The following is a 3,582-nucleotide window of genomic DNA, read 5'->3' as shown; positions in this document are numbered from 1 at the left end:
ATGGTCCAGCGCCAGCTCAGCTCGGTGAGCAGGCCCGAGAGCACCAGGCCCATGGATAAGCCGGTGGCGGCGCAGGTCGTGTAGATGGACAGGGCTTTCCGGGGCTTCTCCGGTTGTCCTTCTCCGGTTGCTTTCCGGTTGTCAGTGGCGGCGGTTCTCGGCCCGGCGGCGCATCACGACGATGACGCCGGTGGCCGCGGCCACCACCAGGCCCGTACCGAGGGCGAGCTGGCCGGTGTGCCAGCCGCCGACGCTGCCGCCGAGGCCGCCGCGCGCGCCACGGGTGGGCGCGACCGTCGCGGTGGCCGTCCTGGTGACGGTCGGGGCCGCGGTGGACTTGGTCGTCGGCGTGGCGGTGGCCATGGCGATCCTGAGGTCCACGGAGCCGGGGCTGCCCCCGGCGCAGGTGAAGTTCACCGTGTAGACCGCTCCGCGCCTGGCGTCCCAGTCGACGGTGGCCGTGGCCGACCCGCCGGCCGGGATGGTCACCGTGTCGAAGACACCTGCCGACGCCATGGCCGTACCCGGGCAACCGGGGGCGGAGAGGGTGATCCTGCCACCCGGCTGCACGGTCGTCGGGTTGATGAGGAAGTCGCCCTGCTGCGCGGCGGCGGGAGTGGTGAGGGCGAGGGCGGCCGCTCCCAGCAGAGCGGCGGACGCGGCACGTATCGCGCGCATGGTCGATCCTCCGTGTCCCGAGGGGCAGCTGCGGAACGGATTTCCACAAAGGGTCTGATATGCACCTCGATGCCCGACACGCTAGGAGCGCTGTACCACACCCGCGATCCCAGACGGGCGAATGGGGCACCGGAGTCCCCCGGACGGCGGATGTCCTCAGCTCCGCAGATGCGGGAAGAGGGTGAGGAACGGGTCCGGTGTCGCGGACACCCCACGGCCGAACGGCGCGTCGAACGCCCAGATCAAGAACAGCAGGAAGGCGATGAGCGCGCTGAAGAGACCGGCCAGCAGCAGCTCGCGGAACGTACGCCGGATCTGGAGCATGAAGATCATGCCGATGGTGACCAGCGCCCCGATGATCAGGCCGAACCACACCACCCCCGGCATGGTGGCGCCCGCACTCTCGGCGCGTGCGCCGCGGGCGTCGTCCACGAGCGCCACCTGGTCCACCAGCGGCTGGTACGCCTCGCCCTCGTGCGCGTCCGCCGGCCGGTAGTCGGTGATGCTCCGCCGCAGCCGCTCCAGCAGCTCGGTGCCCTTCTCGGTCAGCTCGCCCCGGTCGGCCATGTGCGCCCATTCGCTGTCGACGACGTGGGACACGTACGCCCGCACGTCGTCCCGCACGCCCTCGCGCACGGCCTCGGGCCACACCTCGACGCGCCGGTCCACCTCGTGGAGGGCCTGCGCCTCCTGGCGGACGGTGTCCTGGGCGGCGCCGCGGCCCTCCCAGACGCCGGCGATGGCGAGGCCGAGGACGATCGCGTACACCACGCCGATCATCATCGTCATGTACTCGATGACGTCCGGGGTCTCGCTGGGATCGTCGTCGTCACCGACGCGCCGGTTGTTGAAGACGACGATGGTGAGGACGACGGCGCAGGCGGCGGCCATCGCGATGGACAGAACAAGCCATTCCGACAAGGCATCTCTCCGTCGGTGAGTGCGGGATCAGCGGGACGAGCGGCCGCGCAGCGCGGCGGCGGCGAGCACCGCGGGTGCCGTGACCAGGAGCATCACGGACACCGGGGACGGGCCGCCGGAGGGCTCCGGCGGCGCCACGCGCTTGTAGGCGGGCAGCGGTACGGGGGGCGAGGGCGCCGGCTTCGGTGGCCGTACGGGCCGCGGCGGCGCGGGCGCCGGCGGTGCGGGTTCCGGTTTCACCTCGGGCTTCGGTGGCGGCGGCGGGGGAGGGGGCGCGGGCGCCGGTCGCACGGGAGGCGGCGGTGGCGGCGGCTTGGGCGTCGGCTTCGGCGGCGCGGGCTTCGGCGGCGGTGGGGGAGGGGGCTCCGGTGTGGGCGTGGGTGTGGGCGTCGGGGAAGGGGACGGCGGCGGAGGCGGGGACGGCGACGGGGTGCAGCTGCCGCTCCCCGCGATCGACACCGCGCTCTCCGGTCCCGAGGGCCCGACGACGGCGTGGGCGCAAGCGTCGGCGGCCGCGGGCAGTGGCGCCAGCAGCAGCCAGGTGAGGGAGGCGACCGGAAGCAGCCGCGCGACATTCGTTCCGTACACGGCCAAAAGCATGATCAGTTCGGGGGTGCGGCGGGGCCTGAACCGTGGTGATTCCCCTGAAGGAGCGGTTCTTCCGGGCGCCTTCTCCGGCACCCGGGACAAATTTCCGGGCGCCGCGTTGAACACCGACCGCCTCCCCGCCCGTACCTAGGACCGTGAACGGCGCACACGGGGCGCCGACAACCGGCTAGAACCCAACGGGAGTTGACATGAAGACCTGGCGGAACGCCTCGCTCGCGGTGACCGCGGCGGCCGTGCTGGCGCTGACGACGGCGTGCGGTCAGGAGAAGGGCAGCCAGACCCCCAACGGCCAGTCCGTCGGCGCCGCCGCACCGGCCGGAGCGCCCGCGGAGAACGCGGCCGGCTACGGGTCCGACGACGGTTACGGCTCCGGCGCCGCGGCCCAGGGCGGCGCCGCCGCGGCCAAGCCGGCCGGTCAACTCGCCGTCTGGGACAGCAAGGAGTTCGGCAAGGTCCTCACCGACAGCGAGGGCTTCACGCTCTACCGCTTCGACAAGGACACGGCGAGCCCGCCCAAGTCGAACTGCGAGGGGGAGTGCGCCAAGACCTGGCCGGTCGTCTCCGCCGACGGCGCCAAGCCCCCGGCGGGCGCCGACGCCTCCCTGATGGGCGTGGTGACCCGCGCCGACGGCACCAAGCAACTGACCGTCGACGGCTGGCCGATGTACCGGTACGCCAAGGACACCAAGCCCGGCGAGGCCAAGGGCCAGGGCGTCGGCGGCACCTGGTACGCGGCGTCCCCCGACGGCAAGAAGGCGGCCCCCGGCAACGGCGGCTCGGGCGACGGGGGCGGCGCGGAGGAGCCGGAGGAGCCCGCGACCGGCGAGGGCGGCGGCGAGGACGCCGCCACCCCGGCCGACCCGGCAGGCCTGTCGGTCCGCAAGGACCCCAAGCTGGGCGAGGTCGTCGTCGACAAGAACGGCATGACGGTCTACCGGTTCCAGAAAGACTCCGCCTGGCCCATGAAGACCGCCTGCACCGGCGACTGCCTCAAGAAGTGGCCGGTGGTCGCGCCCGTCGACAAGAACGACACCGAGGGCATCAAGCTCAAGGGCTTCGTGACCTTCAACCGGCCCGACGGCATCAAGCAGCAGACCATCGACTGCTGGCCGCTCTACACCTTCGCGGGCGACAAGAAGCCCGGTGACACCAACGGCCAGGGCGTCGGCGGAACCTGGTTCGCCGTCTCCCCCGACGGCAAGCTCGTCAAGTAGCCCACCCAAGCCCCTCCTTCCCCCCACGGTCGGCCGGAGCGCCCAGCGCAGTCCCCACGCGCCTCCGGCCCCGGGTGGCCGGTCTCCCACCGGCCGGACACCCCGCCGGCCCGCGGGGGGGGGGCCCCCCCCGCCCGCGCCGCGCCGGGGCACCCCGACC

At 73.2% G+C, this 3,582-nt stretch carries 4 protein-coding genes; 1 reads left to right on the top strand and 3 read right to left on the bottom strand.

Going from position 1 to position 3,582, the window contains the following annotated elements; genetic code table 11:
- Positions 1–141: 141 nt before the first annotated feature.
- The 3 genes from ABZX67_RS33195 to ABZX67_RS33185 form a co-directional block, all read right to left on the bottom strand.
- A complete protein-coding gene (locus tag ABZX67_RS33195) occupies positions 142–678 on the bottom strand; it encodes a hypothetical protein (RefSeq protein ID WP_355368505.1) in 537 nt (178 codons plus the stop codon).
- Positions 679–834: 156 nt separating this feature from the next.
- Positions 835–1,599 carry a hypothetical protein gene (locus tag ABZX67_RS33190; RefSeq protein WP_355368502.1) on the bottom strand — a complete coding sequence of 255 codons (765 nt, stop codon included), beginning with the start codon at positions 1,597–1,599 and terminating at the stop codon, positions 835–837.
- Positions 1,600–1,626: 27 nt separating this feature from the next.
- Positions 1,627–2,187, bottom strand: coding sequence for a hypothetical protein (locus tag ABZX67_RS33185; protein ID WP_355368499.1), 561 nt, complete (start codon positions 2,185–2,187; stop codon positions 1,627–1,629).
- Between the two features lie 209 nt (positions 2,188–2,396).
- Between ABZX67_RS33185 and ABZX67_RS33180 the strand changes: the two genes are divergently transcribed.
- A complete protein-coding gene (locus ABZX67_RS33180) occupies positions 2,397–3,422 on the top strand; it encodes an SCO0930 family lipoprotein (RefSeq protein ID WP_355368496.1) in 1,026 nt (341 codons plus the stop codon).
- The last annotated feature ends 160 nt before the right edge of the window (positions 3,423–3,582 follow it).

This window comes from Streptomyces sp. NPDC003036 (assembly GCF_040611175.1).
GTDB lineage: Bacteria > Actinomycetota > Actinomycetes > Streptomycetales > Streptomycetaceae > Streptomyces.
The sequence above is the reverse complement of the archived record's forward strand: the minus strand, read 5'-3'. Positions and strand labels throughout refer to the sequence as shown.